Origin of the sequence: Ottowia cancrivicina (assembly GCF_029813755.1) — a bacterium.
In the GTDB taxonomy this organism is placed as follows: Bacteria; Pseudomonadota; Gammaproteobacteria; order Burkholderiales; family Burkholderiaceae_C; genus Ottowia; species Ottowia massiliensis.
Genome location: NZ_JARVII010000026.1, coordinates 20,067 through 34,728, shown reverse-complemented (window position 1 = coordinate 34,728; position 14,662 = coordinate 20,067). Strand labels below are relative to the sequence as shown.

Sequence of the window (14,662 nt, the reverse complement as noted above, 5' to 3'; positions counted from 1 at the left end):
CTGTCGGTGTACGACTTTCAAAAGCGCAGCAGCCTGATTGAAGTGAGCGAAGCCGGCGCGCAAAAGCTGGGCCGCATCGCCAGCGTGCTGGCCCACGGTGAAGGCTTGCAGGCCCACGCCAGGGCGGCGCAAATGCGGCTGGAATGAATATTGCAAGGCGAAAATCCTGATTATCAAGAAGGCAGACGACAAAACCAGCAAGCTGGAATTGCTGGAAGAGTTAAAAAAATCCTCCTCGTCGAATGCACACCCAAAAGATTGCCTGGCCGAAGAATTGCACAATATATGCCATGACATACGGGGCGAAAAGACGCGGACTTTTATATTAACCCCAGTTATACCGACGATAAGGATACATGCCGTATTAAATGATTTTCGTATATCGATAGACGGCGAAACGACGCAAATCGATCACGTGCTGATCGGGCGGTTTTTCGTTTTTCTGGTGGAAACCAGGAATTTCAACGGCAACGTCACCATCAACGAACATGGCGAATTTTCCGTCAAATATCCCAACGGCAAGCAAATAGGCACTCCTTCGCCGCTGGAGCAAAGCTGCGGGCATGAAAGAATATTTTTGAAACTGCTGAAGCGGCTGGATATTCGCACTTTCAGCGGCACACCGTTGAAAGTGGAACACATCGTTCTCTTTTGGCACAAATCCATCATCAAAAGGCCCGATGCCAAAAAGCTCGACACATCCAATATTATCAAGGCCGATGCACTACGCACCTGGCACAACCGATTCATGGAACGCCAGTTTTCCATTTTCAAAACCCTGGTCTGGGGTATCAATGCTTTCCGCAGCGGAGAAACCATTCGCGAATGGACCGAGAAAAGCAAACGCCAGCACCGGCCGGCCTATTTGCTGGAATTGCCTGATTTCATGAAGCCGCAAATGCTGGCGGCCGCGCCCATTTAGCCGTCGCCCGTTTCAGCGGAACCCCTTGTCAAACCCGTTTGCGTCACCTACGGCAAAGCCCTGACAGCCCGCGTGACACAGTTTTGCCGCAACCATGCCGAGGCACTCGGCGGTCAGTTCTATTGCTATGACCAGCCTGGCCGCACAGCCCGCTGGACGCCCCCGATGCCCGGCGTGCGCCAGCGGGGCCAGATCAGGCAAGGCTTCTTGCATCAAAAAGAGGAGCAAATTCAGACCCATGGAAACGGCCATGCCGCTGTGTATACGGGAATAGATTGCTATTGATCAAGGAGCTGAATCAGGCGCATCCCTAATACCGGCCCGGCCCTGATCCAGTCCCTGAGCGAGTGACTGCCCCGTATAGCCATCGTGCACGTATTCCCACCACAGGTCATGAGGCGGCGGGCCCCTGAACCACGATGCCTGCGGGTTCAGGTAGCGCGCCCGCACCACGGCTTCCATGTCCAGCAGGCCCGCCCGCGCGCCGGGCGGCGGCATCAGCACCACCCGGCGCGCACTGAACATGTCATGGCGCAGGCTGTCGCGGGACAAGTCCAGCCCCCAGCGCCACGCGGAGCACCCGGCCCGCACGGCCTGACCCAGCAGGGTAGCTACGTCCAGCGCCACGCTGAAGATGGCGTCGTCGCCCGTGCGGCCGCTGGCCGCCCAATATTCATCCTGCCGGTGTTCGGGGCGATAAGGCGCATCCGGCCAGCAGGCGCGCGTCCAGTCAATCAGCCGCGCCAGGAGATCAGCCGCTTCGTCCCACGACCAGGGCGGCTCCTCGCCTAAGGCCAGCCCCGTTGCGGCTGCCAGCGCACGCAAGGCAGCCAGCCGCTGCGGCAGCGTCTGCATGAACCAGTCCAGGTTTTGCTGCGCCTGCTCCGGCGCAATTTGCCGCCCCAGGCCCCGGTACGGCGGCATGTGCGCCGGATATTCGGCGAGCGCTTGCCTGAAAGCCTGCCTGGCATCAGGCGCCGGCTGGTTGCCAAGCTCGGCAGTGGAAGAGCGCCACAGCCAGTTTTTCAGCTTTTCAAGCATGGCACGACGCCAAAGTCATTGCTTAAGAAAACCAACCTTTGACGGCATTGAATGCCTTGGTGGCCACATTTTCTCCTGTCAAACCGCCCACGATACCACCGACTATGCCGCCAATGACTGTACCCACTCCAGGCACTATTGCTGAGCCCAAGGCTGCTCCGGCTGCCGCTCCGGCCCAAGCGCCACCTGCTCCTCCTGCAAGGCTGGTTACTTTACCTACCGTGTTGATACCTATTCTGTTGCCATCGGCTTGAAAAGCGCTGCCAATTTCCAATGCATTGATAGCTATTCCAATAGGACGAGCCACTTTGCCTGCAAATTTGACAGCCTTGCCCGCCTTTGCCAAAGTACTGCTTTTTTTCAGTGCTGTAGTACCTTGGTCATATAACTGGCGGCCTTGCGCTTGTGCCGCAGGACCAAGGCTCTTTTGTTGTGCCAGAACCGCAGCGTCTTTATCTATTTGCATGCGCACATTAGAACCTTGGGCTGTGCTAGGCAGGCTCTTTCGTCCCACCTTTGATTCGATGTGAATTTCTTCTGACAGCGTTGGATGTCCTTGGTGTTTAGTAGCAAGAATATCAACATCCCGCTTGCCAAGAGGCGTATTTATTTCGATATTTCTTTTTACGGTATAGCCTTGGGATTCCGGCCGGTCAGCTATGGCTTTTTCAGCTATATCGCCGTTGTAGTTGTTGGTTTGCTTAGCTGGTACGCCGACAGCTTGCGTTTGTGCGGCATTAGCGACTGAGCCTGCATGCGAGGGGTGTGGAGTTTGTCCGTTGTGCTGAATGCCTGCCGCGTTCAAAATTGGCCCAATGAGCCTGATGCTCCTCCCTTACCAGTAACTGGTGAAACTGAAAATTCCCAATTCTGAATATAACGTGCTGGGTATTGTCTGAAAATGTCCGCACTCCGATCCAGCAAGTGCCGACCATACCGGGCACCGTCCTTCGCACGTGAAAGAAGTCTGTTGCCCTCTCCAACTAGCCCATGGCTCGTTCCCCGCACGATGCCTCCAATGGAATTGGGCGACGGATCGGGTGAAGAAGATGAACCCAATTGGGAATCCGTATCTAAGCCGAGTAGTTGCAAGCGTTCTTGGGCATTGGACAAATTCCAGCGCAAAGTGTCTACATGAGCCGGCGCCGGCCGAGACACGATGTCGGTCGTCAAAGCCCGCTGACGGACACTGGAAGAAATAGAAGAAGAGTCAATGGTATGCATGACGGTTGCTTTCCCTTTCCCACAAGAGAAGTACAAGAGTGCACTTATGCTGCAAGAAAAGAGCACACAAAGCTACTGGCATCGATGCATGGCCGGCAAAGAGCCTGTCGGTGAACTCCTTGCCGTTGTCGGTCAACACCTTGGTAATCCGGATCGGACAGGCCTTGTGCAATGCCCGCAGAAAGGCCTGCGCACTGGCTGCCGTCTTGTGTGTCTTCATTTGCACGAACACCCAGCGCGTGGCCCTGTCGATGGCCACAAACAAATAGCGCCGGCTGCTCTCGTCCTGCATCTGGCGCAAGTATTTGACATCTACGTGCACATAGCCGGGTTCATAGCTCTTGAACGCCTGGTGTGCTGGCTGCGGGAACGAGGGTTTTAGGGCATTTGGATTACCCACGGCGTGGCGGCGCAGGCAGCGGCCCAGCCCCGAGCGCGACACACGGGGGCCGATGAACTCCCTGGTGACCGCCAGCAGGTCATCCATCGGCAGCAGCAGGCTGCGCCGCAGATGCACCACGATCGCCTCCTGGGCAGGAGTCAGGATAGTCTGCAGGCGATGTGCAGCGTGGGAGCGATCGTCAAAGGACTAGCGCTTCTTCCACTTGTACACAGTTTGCTCGGTAATACAGACAGTAGCGCTGTGCCAGGATAGGATGCTGGCGGACTCTTGGCTGGCAGCAATCTCGGCACGCACGGCAGGCGTGGTGCGTGCGTTCTTGTGCAAGGAAATCAGCATGGCCTGGCTCCCGAAGTGGATGACATGGACTCTAGCAACTCTTGCAGAACAAGCCCGGGCCATGAAAAGAGGATAGCGTTTTGAGTCTATGCAATCACCCGGGATGTGACACTTAGGAAGCAAACACTTCACAGAGGCTCATTCCTGAGCAGTTCAAGCAGTGTCTTGTAAAGATCGAGATGGCAATGATTGAAACGGAACTCGGTCTCCTTGAGATGCAACGCGAACTTGTCACGTCGCACGCCATGAAACTGCGCCAGCCGATGTTTGGTATGGCTCCAAAAAGGCTCGATGCCGTTGACGTGTCTGCAGCCCTTGACGAATTTGTTGCTGCCGTGATTTGGATGGTTTGGTGACATACTCTAAGCTCCTTGCAAAAATTGAAAGGGGATGTGTATGCGCACGCCATTGCCTGTTTTTCGTGCCATCCGGCTATGGACAGTGGCAGCCGCAGCAGCCGTGCTGATGCTAGGCTGCGGCGGCGGAGATGATGGCGAGGCCGCGTCTCCTTCCACGCCTTCCCCGCCGCCCGCTTCTCCTGGTGTGCCTCTGCCGGCGCCCTCGCCCACACCGCCCTTACCCACACCAACTCCCGCGCCAAGCCGCCCATCCACGCCATCGCCCACGGCCACTCCCACTTCCGCGCCTACGGTCACGCCCAGCCCAGCGCCTACGGTCACGCCCGCGCCCGAGCCAAATCGCGCGGGCCGGTTGGGCATCAGCGGCAAGGCAGTCGTCGGCCAGATGCTCACCGCCACGCTGGCGGATGAAGACGGCGTGCCTTCCGCCGTGGCCTACCAGTGGTATTCAGACGGCCAGCCCATAGACAGCGCCATTGCGGACAGCTACCGCCTGGAAGCCAGCGACACGGGCCGGGCCGTGCATGTGCAGGCCAGCTATACCGATTTGCGCGGCCACGCGGAAAATTTGCGCAGCGCGCCCACGGAAGCGGTGCTCTCCAGCAATCTGCAAGGCTCCGTGCGCATTGAAGGCCATGCCATCGTGGGCCAAACGCTGACGGCGCAGCTGTCGGATGGCAACGGTGTGCCCGCCCAGGGCGTGGCGTATCAATGGCTTGCCAGCGGCTCGCTCATTGCCGCCGCCCAGTCCGCCAGTTACACGGTGCGGCAAGACGACATCGGCAAAACACTCACGGTGCGCGCCGCCTATACCGACCAGGCAGGCTACGCCGAGCAGGTGGAAAGCGCTCCCACCTCGCAAGTGGCCGCCGCCGCGCCCCAGCCCAACCCCGGCGGCTACACGGTGCATACGCATGCGCGCTTTGGCAGGTATTTGGATGTGGCTGATTTCGGCGCTGACGCCAGCGGCCAGCGCGACAGCATTGAGGCCATCCGCAAGGCGCTGGCCGCTGCACATCAGGAAAAGGCCGCTCTGCGCCTGAGCGGCAAACTGCTCATCAGCCAGCAGATCAAGCTGGACGAAAGCAACAAGAACGTCACCGCCCTCTTTGGCGATGGCCCGGACCGAACCGAAATCCTCTTCGGCTGGCCGCAGACGGGCAAGCCGTTCGATTCCAACTTCAACGCAGACGACATCCGCGACCACGCAGGCGTGCTCATCGACGGTCTCAGCGGCAAAACCATTGCCAGCCTCGCCGTCAGATACACCAACGCCAACTTCTTCTACCGCAAGGGCGACACCTACTTTGGCAAAGTGAGCGGCATTCTGGTCAGCGACGCCGACAACACCACCATCGACGCCGTTGAAGTCAGCGGCGCCAATCGCGCGGGCGTGCTCTTCACCTCGGCCAAGGCGCACAGCCGCTACCCGGGAACCAACCCCAGGGAGCGGGCGGTGGACGTCAGCTACAAAGCGCTCTACCGCATTGGCCGCATTGGCCGCAGTCAAGTGCCCGTGAGCCGCAACAACCGCCTTGTCAACAGCCATCTGCACCACAACCGCGTGGCGGGCGCGCTCGTGGCCTTCCAGGAAAACTTCACCGCCACCGGCAACCTGCTGGCGCGCAACGGCCATGAAAACGACGGCGGCACCGGCTATGGCATCGCCACCGAAGCGGGCAGCTACAACTTCGGCGTGAACTTCTCGCGCAACGTCACCGACCACAACTACCGCAAGGGGCTGGACGTGCACGACGGCAACGACATCGTCATTGAAAACAACCAGGCCAATGGCGACCGGCTCTACGGCATCTCCGTCTACAACCGCCAGTTTTCCATGACGCGCGTGCGCATTGCGAACAACACCATCGCACTTGACCCGGACTTTCGCATGCCCGCCAGCGGGGGCGACAACGCCTACTTTGGCGTGGCTGGCATCCATCTTGACGCCAACTCCGCCTTCTTTGACCTGCGCAGCGAAGGCCCCGGCGTCTATGAAATCATCAACAACAAAATCACCGGGCTGGCCGCCCACAAAGGCGAAGCCAGAACCTACGGCATCGAATGCCGCAACCACGAGCAAGCCATCGACTACACGCTCACCATTGCCAACAACGAAATCAGCGGCGAATCCGCCGCCTGGCTCATCGGCATCTTCAACGACACCAGCTACCAGCCCCCCTCAGGCCGCAGAGGCCCCGGCAAAGGCTCCGGCGACATCCGCGTGCTGAACAACACCGCCACCGTGCGCAGCACCCCGCTGCAAAAAGGCGTGCCCCTCGGCATCACGGAAAACGGCTCCGACGGCAACCAGCGCGGCAGCGTGACCGTGCAAGGCAACACCTTCCGCATTACCGAAAACAACCTGAGCTATACCGAAGCGGCAGACATCAGCACCAACGCCGCCCGCATCACCCTCAAGAACAACACCTTCGAGCTGCGCGGCCCGCTGGACAACCCCTACCTGCGCATTGCCAGCGCCGCCAACGCCGCTGGCAGCCTGGAGCTGGAAGGCAACACCATCCTCGCTGACGCCTCCAGCCCACCCGACTACTGGCTGAGCCTGAACCGCGTCACCGCCACCATGCGAGGCAACCAGTACAACGGCCGGCCCTTGGGCGGCCCATGAGCAGCCCACGAGCGGCCGTGCAGCGCCATCAAAAAAGGAGCAAATCCAAGGCCATGAAAAGCGTTGGAGTCCTAGTGAAACCTGCGCAGCCCCCTATCAAATCAGGAGCTAAATACGCTCTTTCCAACGAAGGCTAGCCGTCCCGTCATCGCCACCATAGGCCAGCGGCGATGAATGCGAGAGGGACGGCAGCAGCGTCAGTGCGTCAAGAAAGCCGCGCAGGAAGGAAATCCACTTTTTCGCGGCGCTCCATCCGCGCTGCGGCCCGCCTGCAAAATCGCCCCTCATGACCCAACGCCTGCTCCGCACCGATGGCGAAGCCACGCGCGCCCGCATCCTGCAAGCCGCAGGCACGCTCATGGCCCAAAGCGGCTTCGCCGCCACGCCCAGCAAGGCCATTGCCGCGCTGGCCGCAGTGGATCTGGCCTCCATCAACTACCACTTTGGCGGCCGCGAGGGGCTGCTCCAGGCCACGCTGGCCGAAGCGCACCGCCACTTCATCAGTGAAGAAGAGCTGCGGGCGCTGGCTGACAGCGCGCAGCCCGCTTCCGAAAAACTGCGCGCGCTGCTGGCTTTGCTGGCCAAAAACTGCGTCAATGCCTCCAGCTGGCATGGCCGCGCGCTGGCGCGCGAGCTGGGCAACCCTTCGCCCCAGCTGCTGCAAATGCTGCAAGCCCAGGTGCCGCAGAAGGCGCGCCCGGTGCTGCGCATTCTCAGCGAGGTTTCCGGCATTCCGCCGCACGAGCCAGCCTTGCTGCGCTGCGCTGTGAGCACGGTGGCGCCGCTCATCATGCTCACCGTCAGCGCCATCGGCATTCCCGGCCCCGCGCAGGCCGTGCGCGAAATGCCGCATGAAGTCATTGCCGGGCACATGTACCGCTTTGCCCTGGCGGGCCTTCAAGCCGTGGGGCAAGCGTGGGCGCAGGCAGGCGGAAAAAAATAAGCGGGCAGGCAGATGCCGCGCGGGCCGTCAGCTGCGCCAGAACTGCGGCGTCAGCAGCACCAGCACTGACAGCAGCTCCAGCCGGCCCAGCAGCATGGCAAAGGTGCAGATGGTGATCTGAAAGTCATTGAGCACGCCGAAGTTGCCCGCCGGGCCTATCTTGCCCATGCCGGGGCCGATGTTGTTCAGGCAGGCGATGACGGCGGAAAAGGCGGTCACCACATCCAGCCCGGAAGCGAGCATGAGCAGCGTCAGCGCCGTCATGGCGCCGCCATAGATGAGCATGAAGGCCATGATGGCCCAGATGACATCAGGCGAGACTGCGCCGCCGCGCCCCAGCGTGACGTGGTGAACCACGCGCGGGTGAATGATGCGCACCAGCTCGCGCCGCGCCAGCCGCACCAGCACCAGCATGCGCACCAGCTTGATGCCTCCGCCCGTGGAGCCTGCGCACGAGACAAAGCAGCCCAGAAACAGCATCAGAACCGGCACAAAGGTGGGCCACAGCAGGTAATCGGTGGCGGCATAGCCGGTGGTGGTGGCCAGTGAAACAACTTGAAAGGCAGCTTGGCGCACGGCCTCATCGCTTTCGCTGTAGATGCCGCCATACATCAGCATGCCCGCCACGATGGCCGTGCACACCAGCAAGATTTGCACGTAGGCGCGCACTTCCACATCTTGCGCAATGGGGCGCAGCGAGCGGCGCTGCCAGGCCCTGAAATACAGCGCAAAGCTCACGCCCGAGAGCAGCATGAACAGCGTAGCCGTCCATTCCAGCGCCGGAATGTCCCAGTAGCCAAAGCTCTTGTCATGCGACGAAAAGCCGCCCAGCCCGACCGTGGTGCACATGTGCATGAAGGCATCGGCCCAGCTCATGCCGCAGGCGTGGTAGGCCCACATGCAGGCGGCTGACAGCACGAAATACACGCCCCACAGACCCCGCGCCGTCTCGGCGATGCGCGGCGTCAGGCGTGTGTCTTTCATCGGCCCCGGCGTTTCGGCCTTGTACAGCTGCGTGCCGCCCAGCCCCAGAAACGGCAGCACAGCCACCACCAGCAGCATGATGCCCAGCCCGCCAATGAGCTGCAAAAAGCAGCGCCACACGTTCACGGGGGTGGCCAGCAGATCCAGCCCCGCCAGCGCCGTGGCGCCCGTGGCCGTCAGGCCGCTCATGGCTTCAAAGTAGGCGTCAAACCAGCTCATGCCATGCACGGTGAACATGAACGGCAGCGCCGCATAGGCGGGCAGCACCAGCCACACCAAGGTGACCAGCAAAAAACCGTCCTTGATCGTCAGTTCGCGGCGGCGGTTACGCGTCTTGCGCCACAGCAGCGCCCCGCTGACCCAGGTAAACAGCATGCAGCCTATCCAGACGTGGGCGAATGGCGCCGATTCGTCCATCAGCGAAAAGCCCAGCGGCACGGCAAACGTGGCGGCAAAACCCATGAGCGCCCACGACAGCACCAGAAAAGCGCTATTGAAGCGGGCGACGATGGCGTTCGGATTTTTCTTGATGAACATGGAGCGAAATGCCCGCCGGAATCCCTAGGCGGCAAGCCGCCGCAAACTGGCGCTGCGCCACAGGCGCGCAAGCGGCAGGAGCTGCCTGGAAAAAAGAATGCCCAGCCTTGGGAGCCAATCGGCCGCAAGCGCTGGCGCAGCCTGGATTTGCAGCGATGGTTTCGGGAGCGGGGAGCAACAGAAAAACGTTTCAGCGCAAGCCCAGCACGTCGAACATATCGAACAGGCCGCTGGAGCGCCCGGCCAGGAAGCGGGCAGCATGCAAGCTGCCCTGCGCATAGCCCGCCCGGCTGCTGGATTTGTGGCTGATTTCAATACGCTCGCCTTCACCCGCGAAAAGAGCGGTGTGGTCGCCCACGATATCGCCCCCGCGTATGGTGGCAAAGCCAATTTGCTGCGGCTGGCGCTCGCCAGTGTGGCCGTGGCGCTCGAATACGGCGCACTCCTGCAAATTGCGGCCCAGGGCTGCGGCAATGACTTCGCCCATTTTCAGGGCCGTGCCGCTGGGCGCGTCCACCTTGTGGCGGTGGTGCGCCTCAATGATCTCGATGTCATAGCCCGTGGAAAGCGCCTTGGCGGCCATTTCCAGAAGCTTGAAGGTCACGTTCACGCCCACGCTCATGTTGGGTGACATGACGATGGGAATGTGCCGCGCCGCCGCAGCGATATCGGCCTTTTGCGCTTCTGAAAAGCCCGTGGTGCCGATGACCAGCGCCACGCCTTGCGCGCGGCAGGCGGCCAAGTGCCGCATGGTGGCTTCGGGGCGCGTGAAATCAATCAGCACCCGCGCGCCCGCCAGGCCGGCGGTCAGATCGGCGGTAATGGCCACGCCCACAGGCTGGCCTGCGCTGGCGCCTGCGTCCTGCCCCAGAGCGGGGCTGCCCGCGCGATCCAGCGCGCCGCTCAGACGGCAATCGGGCGCGGCCCTGACGGCGGCGATCAGCATTTGGCCCATGCGGCCAGTGGCGCCAGCAATGGCGATAGGCAAGGCAGTATCAGTCATGCGTGGACTCGAAATCAGGCTTCAGGGAGCGGCGCTTTCCAGCGGCGGATAGCTGCTGGCGGCGGACGCTGGCGCTTCGGTTTCGGCATCGGCTGGCGCGGCAGCGCCTTCGGCCGGGGCGAAGCGGGCCAGCTGCTCCTCGGTCGCTTCAAGATGAGGAACCTTCGGCGTGCGCTTTGGGCTGATGCGGTTCACGAATTCGGTTTCGCTGGGCATCTCATCGCCCTCGTAGTGGTCCAGTTCATCGCCCTTGAAAAAAACGGTGAGGCGGTATTTCTGCGGCTCGACCCTCACTCGTTTCATGGTGAACACGTAATCCCAGCGGTCCGCATGAAAAATGCTGGTGGTCAGCGGCGTGCCCAGCGTGTCGCGAACCTGCACGCGCGTCATGCCGGGGCGCAATGCCTGCACCTGCTCGCTGGAGATGAAGTTGCCCTGCACCACTTCAGGCTTGTACATGGTCAGCGCACCAGCCATGCTCTGCGTGGCGCGATTGAAGCGGCTGCACCCGGCCAGCATGAAAAATGCTGGCAACGCCAGCATGACCAAAGACAAGGAAACGATACGTCTTTGCGACGGCGTGAATACAAACATGGAAAAGCTCATGCACAATGGAGGCGCGCCATTGTAGTTGCAGCATTTGGCCCCAGATTGGCTCTGTACGGCCGCTTGGCGCGATTCTTATTACACGCATTTTCCCGCCCAACACTGCATCAACGGAGCGTCATCATGGACACGATTGAGGAAATCAAAAGCACGGGTCTGAAGGCCACACAGCCGCGCATGAAAATTCTGGAAATCTTCCAGAAAAGCGGGCAGCGCCACATGGCCGCCGAAGATGTTTACCGCCACCTGCTGGCGGAAAACGCCGACATTGGCTTGGCCACGGTATATCGCGTGCTCATGCAGTTTGAACAGGCAGGCATTCTCACGCGCAGTCATTTCGAGGCGACCAAGGCCATCTACGAGCTGCGCGGCGAGCAGCATCACGACCATTTGGTCTGCCTGGACTGCGGCCGGGTGGAGGAGTTTTTCGATCCCGAAATCGAGCGCCGCCAGAATTCAGTCGCCAAAAAGCACGGTTTCTCGCTCAGCGAGCATGCCTTGAGCCTGTATGGACGCTGCACCAAAAATGCCTGCGAGCACCGCGAGGAACATCAGGGCGCAGGCGAAAGCAAACACTGAAAGCGCTCAGCCGCTCTCCTGGCGTCGTTTCTGCGCTTGAACCCACATTGGATGCGCCAGCTCTGCAAAGGGCTGGCGCATTTTTTGTTGAAGCTCTGGCGGCGCTCCCGTCCGCTTCCATCCGCCAGACAATATCAATCCATATCAAAAAGAGGAGCAAATTAAACGGCATGAAAATGCCGTTCTGCGCAGTTTCCACTAGGACGTATAGCTACAAATGTAATAGCTAGATTGTCCCAGCGCATTCACTGTTTACATCCCGTCCGCGCTTTTCGCGCTCATGAACAGAGACTTCAAGCAGGTTCTCAGGCCTCGCCTTGCAGCATGGCCTTGCGGTGGCGCTCCAGGAATTCCTGATAAGTGTGAATGCCGCGCAGCTGCAAGATGGTGTTGCGCACGGCGGCTTCAACCAGCACGGCAATGTTGCGGCCCGCCACCACGGGGATGATGGCTTTGCGCACGGGCACGCCCAGCACGTCTTGCGACAGGGGTTCGTGCGGCAGACGCTCGTAATCGCGCTCCAGGGTTTCACTGCGCACCAGGTGCACGATCAGGCGCAGCCGCATGCGGCGGCGCACGGCGGATTCGCCAAAGATGGCGCGAATATCCAGCAGGCCGATGCCGCGCACTTCCAGCAGGTTTTGCAGCAGCTCGGGGCAACGGCCTTCAATGGTGTTTTCATTGATGCGGGCCAAATCCACCGCATCGTCAGCCACCAGGCCGTGGCCGCGAGAAACCAGCTCCAGCCCCAGCTCGCTTTTGCCTTGGCCGGATTCGCCGGTGATGAGAACGCCCAACCCCAGGATGTCCATGAACACGCCGTGCATGGTGGTGCGGTCGGCAAAGTGCTTGGACAGGTAGGAGCGCAGCACATCCACCACGAAGCCGGCGGGCTGGTCCGTGGCAAAAAGGGGGATCTTGGCTTCCTCGCAGAGGGTGACCAGCGCGGGCGGAGCCGTTTGCCCATCGCACAGCACCAGCACGGGCGGCTGGAGCGTGACGATGCGGGCCACGCGCCGGGCGCAGTCTTCGGGCGTGCCACGGGTGAGATAGCTGATTTCACGCGCACCGACAATTTGCACGCGATAGGGATGGACGTAGTTGAGATGCCCCACCAGATCGGCGCCGGAGTGGGCCTCGCGCACGGCCTCTTCATCAAAGCGGCGCTCCGGCGCGTTGCGCCCGGCAATCCATTGCCAGCGCAAGATGGCGAGACGGTCTTCGAACAGCTCGTCGGCGCTGATGGCGGTAGGCTTCATGCCGCAAGCGCGCTCAGTTTTCCGGCGCTGGCGCGGCAGGCTGCCAGCGATCAATCAGACTGTGCAGCTCGTCTGCGCTGGCGGCAGTCTTGAGTTTTTCGCGCTGCGCGCTGTCGCTGAGCAGCTCGGCGATCTCCGAAAGGATTTCAAGATGCTTTTGCGTGGCCGTTTCCGGCACCAGCAGAAAAATGAGCAGCGTGACCGGCTGGTCATCCGGCGCATCAAAGCCGATGGGGCGCGCCAGCTGCAGCACGGCTGCCATGGGCGCTTGCAAGCCTTTGATGCGCCCGTGAGGAATGGCCACGCCATGTCCCAGGCCTGTGGAACCCAGGCGCTCGCGGGCAAAAAGGCTGTCGGTGATCAGCGCGCGCGAGAGGCCATGCAGGCTCTCGAACAGCAGGCCCGCCTCCTCAAAGGCGCGTTTTTTGCTGGTGACATCCGCGCCCACGAGCACGCGTGAGACCGGAAGGATGGCGGCAAGACGGTTCAGGGGTTGCATGAGGCGCAGGAATCTGGTTGCGGGCCGAAAAAAAACCGCCCCGGGAGTGCCCGGTGCGGCTTAAGTTTGGATGGAGCCTATAGCCTTTTGCTTTTTATTGCACTATCGGGCCGAATTTACACCAATTCCAGCCGAAATCGCGTGCAAGAGCGCGAAACAGGCGCGATTCAGTGCGCGCTGACATAATCCGGCGCTTTTGCGCGCGCAAACAAGGCAGACAAAGGCAGAGCGCGCGACACCTTCCCCGCAACACCCAGCCGGAAAGCCGCTCCATGCTCAATGTCTTCACACTTTCAAACGGGCGCCTGTTCCAGGAAGAAATCGAGTCGCTACAGGAGCTGGAGCAGTTCCGCCCCATCTGGGTTGATCTGGAAACGCCCACGCCGGAAGAAAAACGCTGGGTGCGCCAGCACTACGGTCTGTCAATTCCAGAAGACGCGATGGACGACGACATTGAGGAATCGGCCCGCTTCTACGAAGAAGACAACGGCGATTTGCACATCCGCAGCGATTTTCTGGTGGCTGATTTTGACGAGCCGCGCCAGGTGCGCGTGGCCTTCATCGTCAATCAGGCCAACGAGCAGCTGCGCAGCCACGGCGTGCTGTTTTCCATTCACGACGAAACCGTGCCCGCCTTCCGGCTGCTGCGCCTGCGCGCGCGCCGCATGCCCGGCCTGCTGACCGACGCGCGCGAAGTGCTGCTCAAGCTCTTTGACGCCGATGCCGAATACTGCGCCGACACGCTCGAAGGCATTTATGACGATCTGGAAGCGGCCAGCAAGAAGGTGCTGGACGGCAACGTGGGCGATGAGGTCGCCAGCGAAGTGCTGGCGGCCATCGCCCGGCAGGAAGACATGAACGGGCGCATTCGCCGCAACATGATGGACACGCGCCGCGCCGTCAGCTTTCTCATGCGCAGCAAGATGCTGGATGCCGAGCAGTTCGAAGAAGCGCGCCAGATCCTGCGCGATATCGACTCGCTGGATGGTCACACCACTTTCTTGTTTGACAAGATCAACTTTCTGATGGACGCCACCGTCGGCTTCATCAACATCAATCAAAACAAGATCATCAAGCTCTTTTCCGTGGCCAGCGTGGCCCTGCTGCCGCCCACGCTGGTCGCCAGCGTCTATGGCATGAACTTCAAGCACATGCCCGAGCTGGACTGGAAATACGGCTACGCCTGGGGCATTCTTCTGATGATTGCCAGCGCGGCGCTGCCCATGCTGTATTTCAGGCGGCGCGGCTGGCTGAAGTGAGGGCGCGTCTGCGCTCCCTATTGAACCGCGCTGGCCAAGGCAGATTAGCTCCCAGAACAATAGCGCCATCTCTCGCCAA

14 protein-coding genes and 2 pseudogenes are annotated in these 14,662 nt (G+C 60.9%); 6 read left to right on the top strand and 10 right to left on the bottom strand.

Features of this window, described 5'->3' with window-relative positions:
• A partial coding sequence (locus QB898_RS10850) for a histidinol dehydrogenase (RefSeq protein WP_279524969.1) occupies positions 1-147 on the top strand: 147 nt, incomplete at its 5' end.
• Positions 98-922 carry a nuclease-related domain-containing protein gene (locus tag QB898_RS10845; RefSeq protein ID WP_279524967.1) on the top strand — a complete coding sequence of 275 codons (825 nt, stop codon included), beginning with the start codon at positions 98-100 and terminating at the stop codon, positions 920-922. The genes QB898_RS10850 and QB898_RS10845, both read left to right, overlap by 50 nt.
• Positions 923-934: 12 nt before the next feature.
• On the opposite strand, the gene QB898_RS10840 is transcribed toward QB898_RS10845, so the two are convergent.
• From QB898_RS10840 to QB898_RS10820, 5 genes and pseudogenes are all read right to left on the bottom strand, one after another.
• Positions 935-1,174, bottom strand: a complete 240-nt coding sequence (locus QB898_RS10840; protein WP_279524966.1) for a hypothetical protein — start codon at positions 1,172-1,174, stop codon at positions 935-937.
• Between the two features lie 33 nt (positions 1,175-1,207).
• A complete protein-coding gene (locus tag QB898_RS10835) occupies positions 1,208-1,963 on the bottom strand; it encodes a hypothetical protein (RefSeq protein WP_279524965.1) in 756 nt (251 codons plus the stop codon).
• A gap of 22 nt (positions 1,964-1,985) precedes the next feature.
• Entirely contained in the window at positions 1,986-2,768 is a 783-nt protein-coding gene (locus tag QB898_RS10830) for a glycine zipper domain-containing protein (RefSeq protein WP_279524964.1), read from the bottom strand.
• Positions 2,769-3,284: 516 nt separating this feature from the next.
• Positions 3,285-3,926: pseudogene (locus tag QB898_RS10825) on the bottom strand (DDE-type integrase/transposase/recombinase); the annotation flags it as partial.
• Positions 3,927-4,054: 128 nt separating this feature from the next.
• Positions 4,055-4,267: pseudogene (locus QB898_RS10820) on the bottom strand (IS1595 family transposase); the annotation flags it as partial.
• 202 nt (positions 4,268-4,469) lie between these two features.
• Between QB898_RS10820 and QB898_RS10815 the strand changes: the two are divergent.
• Positions 4,470-6,914: a right-handed parallel beta-helix repeat-containing protein gene (locus QB898_RS10815; RefSeq protein WP_279524963.1), complete on the top strand. Its 2,445-nt coding sequence runs from the start codon at positions 4,470-4,472 to the stop codon at positions 6,912-6,914.
• Positions 6,915-7,200: 286 nt separating this feature from the next.
• Positions 7,201-7,857 carry a TetR/AcrR family transcriptional regulator gene (locus QB898_RS10810; protein ID WP_279524962.1) on the top strand — a complete coding sequence of 219 codons (657 nt, stop codon included), beginning with the start codon at positions 7,201-7,203 and terminating at the stop codon, positions 7,855-7,857.
• Between the two features lie 27 nt (positions 7,858-7,884).
• Here the strand turns inward: QB898_RS10810 and QB898_RS10805 are convergent, their stop codons facing one another.
• From QB898_RS10805 to QB898_RS10795, 3 genes are all read right to left on the bottom strand, one after another.
• On the bottom strand, positions 7,885-9,378 hold the full coding sequence (locus tag QB898_RS10805; protein ID WP_279524961.1) for a TrkH family potassium uptake protein: 1,494 nt from the start codon (positions 9,376-9,378) through the stop codon (positions 7,885-7,887).
• Positions 9,379-9,568: 190 nt separating this feature from the next.
• Positions 9,569-10,381 (bottom strand): 4-hydroxy-tetrahydrodipicolinate reductase, encoded by an 813-nt coding sequence (dapB, locus tag QB898_RS10800; RefSeq protein WP_279524960.1) that lies wholly within the window; start codon positions 10,379-10,381, stop codon positions 9,569-9,571.
• Positions 10,382-10,402: 21 nt separating this feature from the next.
• Complete coding sequence (locus QB898_RS10795; protein ID WP_428982804.1) at positions 10,403-10,924, bottom strand: outer membrane protein assembly factor BamE; 522 nt, start codon at positions 10,922-10,924, stop codon at positions 10,403-10,405.
• A gap of 186 nt (positions 10,925-11,110) precedes the next feature.
• Here QB898_RS10795 and fur point away from each other — a divergent pair, with 186 nt between their 5' ends.
• A complete protein-coding gene (gene fur / locus QB898_RS10790; RefSeq protein ID WP_279524959.1) occupies positions 11,111-11,566 on the top strand; it encodes a ferric iron uptake transcriptional regulator in 456 nt (151 codons plus the stop codon).
• A gap of 305 nt (positions 11,567-11,871) precedes the next feature.
• Here fur and hprK read toward each other — a convergent pair whose 3' ends face one another.
• Together hprK and QB898_RS10780 are read right to left on the bottom strand one after the other, a co-directional pair.
• Positions 11,872-12,825, bottom strand: a complete 954-nt coding sequence (gene hprK / locus QB898_RS10785) for an HPr(Ser) kinase/phosphatase (protein WP_050714914.1) — start codon at positions 12,823-12,825, stop codon at positions 11,872-11,874.
• A 13-nt stretch (positions 12,826-12,838) separates the two neighbouring features.
• Positions 12,839-13,315, bottom strand: a complete 477-nt coding sequence (locus QB898_RS10780; RefSeq protein ID WP_050716394.1) for a PTS sugar transporter subunit IIA — start codon at positions 13,313-13,315, stop codon at positions 12,839-12,841.
• Positions 13,316-13,596: 281 nt separating this feature from the next.
• On the opposite strand from QB898_RS10780, the gene corA reads away from it, so the two are divergent.
• Entirely contained in the window at positions 13,597-14,583 is a 987-nt protein-coding gene (gene corA / locus QB898_RS10775; RefSeq protein ID WP_279524958.1) for a magnesium/cobalt transporter CorA, read from the top strand.
• The last annotated feature ends 79 nt before the right edge of the window (positions 14,584-14,662 follow it).